Origin of the sequence: Mycobacterium sp. 1165178.9 (genome assembly GCF_001673555.1) — a bacterium.
Taxonomy (GTDB): domain Bacteria; phylum Actinomycetota; class Actinomycetes; order Mycobacteriales; family Mycobacteriaceae; genus Mycobacterium.
The window spans coordinates 1-5,599 of the sequence record NZ_LZMB01000168.1 but is presented as its reverse complement, the minus strand read 5'-3'; the positions used below and the strand labels follow the sequence as shown (position 1 = coordinate 5,599).

The following is a 5,599-nucleotide window of genomic DNA, read 5'->3' as shown; positions in this document are numbered from 1 at the left end:
CGATGGTCACCTTCATCGACGGGTCGACCCTCGCCCAGGCCAGTCCCCCGGACATGAAGCTGCCGATCTCGTTGGCCCTGGGCTGGCCGCAGCGGGTCCCCGCCGCGGCCGCCAGCTGTGACTTCAGCACGGCCTCTAGCTGGGATTTCGAGCCGCTGGACGACGACGTTTTTCCCGCCGTCGAGCTGGCCCGGTACGCCGGGCAGACCGGTGGCTGCATGACCGCCGTCTACAACGCGGCCAACGAGGAGGCGGCGCAGGCCTTCCTCGCGGGCCGGCTCGGGTTCCCCGCGATCGTCAAAACCATCGCCGACGTGCTGCACGCTGCCGACCAGTGGGCGGTGTTACCCGCTAACGTGGATGACGTACTCGACGCGCAGCGCTGGGCTCGTGACCGGGCGCGGCGCGCCATCGCACAAGCCCAGCCCGCCAAGGTGTCGGCAAAAGCCTCCGGAGTGGCGTGAGAAAGGTCCTGCAGCGGAGATGATGTTCGTTATCGGCATTGTGCTGTTCGCACTGGCCATCCTGATCTCGGTGGCCCTGCACGAGTGCGGGCACATGTGGGTTGCGCGTGCGACCGGCATGAAGGTGCGGCGCTACTTCGTCGGCTTCGGCCCCACCCTGTGGTCGACCCGGCGCGGTGAAATCGAGTACGGCCTCAAAGCTATTCCGCTGGGCGGCTTCTGCGACATCGCCGGCATGACTTCGGTGGAGGAGCTGGCACCCGACGAGGCCGACCGTGCCATGTTCAAGCAGGCGGCCTGGAAACGGGTGGCGGTGCTCTTCGCCGGTCCCGCGGCGAACTTCGTCATCGCCATAGTGCTGCTCTACGGCATCGCACTGATCTGGGGGCTGCCGAACCTGCATCCGCCGACTCGGGCGGTTGTCGGCGAAACCGCTTGCGTGGCACCGGAAGTAGCGCCCGGCAAGGTCGCGGAGTGCACCGGGCCCGGTCCGGCGGCGCTCGCCGGAATTCGACCGGGCGACGTCATCGTCAAGGTGGGCAACACCCCGGTGTCGACCTTCGAAGACATGGCCGCCGCCATCCGCAAGCTGCACGGCAACGTCCCGATCGTCGCCGAGCGCAACGGCACCACGATCACCACCCACGTCGACGTCACAACCACCCAGCGCTACGTGAGCACCGGGTCCAACGCGCCGGGCGGTCAGCAGCAACCCTCGACGGTGGGGGCCATCGGCGTCGGCGCGGTCAAGGTCGCGCCCACGCACTACGGGCCGTTGACGGCGATTCCCGCGACGATCGGCTTCACCGGTGACCTCACCCGCGAGGTCGGCAAAGCGCTCGTCGCGATCCCGACGAAGGTCGGTGCGCTCGTGCACGCCATCGGCGGCGGGCAGCGTGACCCGGAGACGCCGATGAGCGTCGTGGGGGCCAGCATCGTCGGCGGCGACACCGTCGACCACGGGTTGTGGGTGGCGTTCTGGTTCTTCCTGGCCCAGCTGAACCTCATCCTGGGCGCGATCAACCTGGTGCCGCTACTGCCCTTCGACGGCGGCCACATCGCCATCGCGGTGTTCGAGAAGATCCGCAACCTGATCCGGTCGGCCCGCGGCATGGTCGCGGCCGCGCCGGTGAACTACCTCAAACTGATGCCCGCGACGTACGTCGTGCTGGTGTTCGTGGTCGGCTACATGCTGCTGACCGTGACCGCCGATCTGGTCAATCCGATCAGGCTCTTCCAGTAACGAAACCGAAGGAAACAACACAGTGACCATTGGCCTGGGCATGCCGCAGACTCCGGCGCCCACGCTTGCGCCCCGGCGTACCACGCGCCAACTGATGGTCCGTGACGTCGGGGTCGGCAGCGATTATCCGATTTCAGTGCAGTCGATGTGCACCACCAAGACGCATGACGTCAACACGACGCTGCAGCAGATCGCCGAGTTGACCGCGGCCGGCTGCGACATCGTCCGAGTGGCCTGCCCGCGTCAGGAGGATGCCGACGCGCTGGCCGAGATCGCCCGGCACAGCCAGATCCCGGTCATCGCCGACATCCATTTCCAGCCCAAGTACATCTTCGCCGCTATCGACGCGGGGTGCGCCGCGGTGCGGGTAAACCCCGGCAACATCAAGGAATTCGACGGCCGAGTGGGCGAGGTCGCCAAGGCCGCCGGTGCGGCCGGCATCCCGATCCGCATCGGCGTCAACGCGGGCTCGCTGGACAAGCGGTTCATGGAGAAGTACGGCAAAGCCACCCCCGAGGCGCTCGTCGAGTCGGCGCTGTGGGAGGCCTCGCTGTTCGAGGAGCACGGGTTCGGCAACATCAAGATCAGCGTCAAGCACAACGACCCGGTGGTCATGGTCGCCGCCTACGAGCAACTGGCCGAACAGTGCGACTATCCGCTGCACCTCGGCGTCACCGAGGCCGGCCCCGCCTTCCAGGGCACCATCAAGTCCGCGGTCGCCTTTGGCGCACTGCTGTCGCGCGGCATCGGCGACACCATCCGGGTGTCGCTGTCGGCGCCGCCGGTCGAGGAAGTCAAGGTCGGCATCCAGATCCTCGAATCGCTGAACCTGCGGCCGCGTGGTCTCGAGATCGTGTCGTGCCCGTCGTGCGGGCGCGCGCAGGTAGACGTCTACACCCTGGCCAACGCCGTCAGCGCCGGCCTGGACGGTCTGGACGTTCCGCTACGCGTAGCCGTGATGGGGTGCGTCGTCAACGGTCCGGGGGAGGCCCGCGAGGCCGACCTCGGCGTCGCGTCGGGAAATGGCAAGGGCCAGATCTTCGTTCGTGGCGAAGTGATCAAGACCGTGCCCGAAGCCCAGATCGTCGAAACGCTGATCGAAGAGGCGATGCGGATCGCCGCGGAGATGGGCACCGACGTGAACAGCGATGGCGGACCGGAAGCAACATCGAGCGGTTCACCTGTTGTCACCGTAAGCTGATTAACGCCAGCGCCCGGTCGAAGAGTTCGCACCACAGAGAGTTCGCCATATGTCGGCTCCGCCCCTGTTTCGCCTTGTCGGTGAGCGACGGGTGTCCGTGGTGCGCGACGCGGCCGCTGTCTGGCGGGTGCTCGACAACGATCCGGTCGCGGCATGCATGGTCGCGGCCCGGGTTGCCGACCACGGCATCGATCCCAATTCGATCGGCGGCGAACTGTGGACGCTGCGGGGTGCCGACGAATCGCTCTGCTTCGCCGGCGCCAACCTGATCCCGCTGCGCGGGACGCCGGCCGATCTGAGCGCGTTCGCCGACGAGGCCATGCGCGGGACGCGGCGTTGCTCGTCGCTGGTGGGCAGGGCCGAGCTAGTGATGCCGATGTGGGAGCGGCTCGAGGCGGCCTGGGGCCCGGCCCGCGACGTGCGCGACCACCAACCGCTGCTCGCGTTGTCCACTCACCCCAGCTGTGACCTCGACCCCGGGGTGCGACAGGTCCGGCCCGAAGAGCTGGACGCCTACCTGGTGGCGGCCGTGGACATGTTCATCGGCGAGGTGGGTGTCGACCCGCGGCTCGGCGACGGCGGCCGCGGCTACCGGCGACGGGTGGCCAGCCTGATCACGGCCGGGCGCGCCTGGGCGCGGTTCGAGCACGGCCAGGTCGTCTTCAAGGCCGAGGTCGGCTCGCAGTCCCCGGGGGTGGGCCAGATCCAGGGGGTGTGGGTGCACCCGGAGTGGCGCGGGGCCGGCCTGGGCACCGCGGGCACCGCGACGGTCGCCGCGGTGATCGTCGGCACCGGGCGAACTGCAAGCCTCTACGTCAACGACTTCAACACGGTGGCCCGCGCCGCGTACGCCCGCGTGGGCTTCACCCAGATCGGCACGTTCGCGACGGTGCTGCTCGACTAGCGGACGCCTTCGGAGACCACCCCTGAGCGAGTGTGCGGCTGGCCGCACGCTCGGCACCGAATGTGCGGCTGTCCGCAGATTCACGCGGAGAGGCCGCGGCCAATCACGCATAACGGTTGGGTCTCGGTGTGTCGGCGCTGCTCTTCACGCCACAGTTCTTAACATTTGCACCGATGGCAACTAGAACAACAATGGCCTCGTCCGCCTCAGGTCTGCTGCTGGTCGCGGTCATCGTCCTGTCCGGATGCACGCCCCGGCCCGACGGCCCGGGCCCGGCGGCGGAGAAGTTCTTCCGCGCCCTGGCCATCGGCGACACCGCGACCGCCGCGCAGCTCAGCGACAGCCCCAACGAGGCCCGCGAGGCGCTCAACGCGGCCTGGTCCGGCCTGCAGGCATCCCACCTCGACGCGCAGGTCCTCAACGCCAAGTACGCCGAGGACAGCGGCACCGTCGGCTATCGCTTCACCTGGCACCTGCCAAAGAACCGAACCTGGACCTACGACGGCCAGCTGAAGATGGCGCGCGACGAAGGGCACTGGGCGGTGCGGTGGACCACCACCGCGCTGCACCCCAAGCTGGGTGAGCACCAGACGTTCGCGCTGCGCGCCGACCGGCCGCACCGCGCCTCGGTGAATGAGCTCGGCGGCAGCGACGTGCTGGTGCCGGGCTACCTGTACCACTACACGCTGGACGCCACGCAGGCCGGACCGGCCCTTGCCGGCACGGCACACGCGATCGTCGATGTGCTGCACCCCTTCAACGGAGCGCTCAACGACCCCCAGCTGCTCGCCGAGCAAGCCAGCTCGACGCCTCACCCGGTGGATCTGGGGGTGACGCTGCACCCCGACGACAACGACCGGGTGTCCCCGCTGGTCGGGCACCTGCCCGGCGTCGTAGTCACCCCCCAGCCCGAAATGCTGCCCACCGACCCGCATTTCGCGCCGGCGGTCATCTCCGCGGTGAAGAAGGCCGTGGTGGACCAACTCGACGGCCAGGCGGGCTGGCGGGTGGTGAGCGTCAACCAGAACGGCGTCGAGGTCGAAGTGCTGCATGAGGTCGAAGGCTCGCCGGCGCCCTCGGTGTCGATCACCCTGGACCGGGTGGTACAGAACGCCGCCCAGCGCGCGGTCGACAACAAGGGCGGCAAGGCGATGATCGTCGTGATCAAGCCGTCGACCGGGGAAATCCTCGCCATCGCGCAGAACGGCGGCGCCGACGCGGATGGGTTGCCTGCCACCAACGGCCTGTTTCCACCGGGGTCGACGTTCAAGATGATCACCGCCGGCGCGGCCGTCGACCGCGACATGGCCACGCCCAACTCGATGCTCGGCTGCCCGGGCCACCTCGACATCGGGCACCGCACCGTGCCCAACTACGGCGGCTTCGATCTCGGCGTGGTGTCGCTGTCGCGCGCATTCGCCAGTTCGTGTAACACCACGTTCGCGGAGTTGAGCAGCAGGATGCCGCCGCGGGGCCTGACCCAGACGGCCGCCCAATACGGGATGGGCCTCGACTACACGGTGGACGGCGTCACCACCGTGACGGGGTCGGTGCCACCGACGGTGGACCTGGCCGAACGCACGGAGGACGGTTTCGGCCAGGGCAAGGTGCTGGCCAGCCCGTTCGGCATGGCACTGGTGGCGGCCACGGTCGCCGCCGGCAAGACGCCCGTGCCTCAACTGATCGCGGGCCGCCAGACGGCCGTTCAGGGCGACACCACGCCGATCAGCCCGAAGATGATCGACGCGCTGCGCCCGATGATGCGTCTGGTGGTGACCAACGGCACC

At 68.6% G+C, this 5,599-nt stretch carries 4 protein-coding genes and 1 pseudogene; all 5 read left to right on the top strand.

Annotation, left to right across the window (positions count from 1 at the left end; all coding sequences use genetic code 11):
• Positions 1-464: pseudogene (locus A5652_RS08235) on the top strand (1-deoxy-D-xylulose-5-phosphate reductoisomerase); the annotation flags it as partial.
• A 19-nt stretch (positions 465-483) separates the two neighbouring features.
• Positions 484-1,707 (top strand): RIP metalloprotease, encoded by a 1,224-nt coding sequence (locus A5652_RS08230; protein ID WP_067349026.1) that lies wholly within the window; start codon positions 484-486, stop codon positions 1,705-1,707.
• Between the two features lie 22 nt (positions 1,708-1,729).
• Positions 1,730-2,908, top strand: a complete 1,179-nt coding sequence (gene ispG, locus A5652_RS08225; RefSeq protein WP_067349022.1) for a flavodoxin-dependent (E)-4-hydroxy-3-methylbut-2-enyl-diphosphate synthase — start codon at positions 1,730-1,732, stop codon at positions 2,906-2,908.
• Between the two features lie 49 nt (positions 2,909-2,957).
• Positions 2,958-3,812, top strand: a complete 855-nt coding sequence (locus tag A5652_RS08220) for a GNAT family N-acetyltransferase (protein ID WP_067349019.1) — start codon at positions 2,958-2,960, stop codon at positions 3,810-3,812.
• A gap of 173 nt (positions 3,813-3,985) precedes the next feature.
• The coding region (locus tag A5652_RS08215) for a penicillin-binding transpeptidase domain-containing protein (RefSeq protein ID WP_156745219.1) at positions 3,986-5,599 on the top strand (1,614 nt) is incomplete at its 3' end.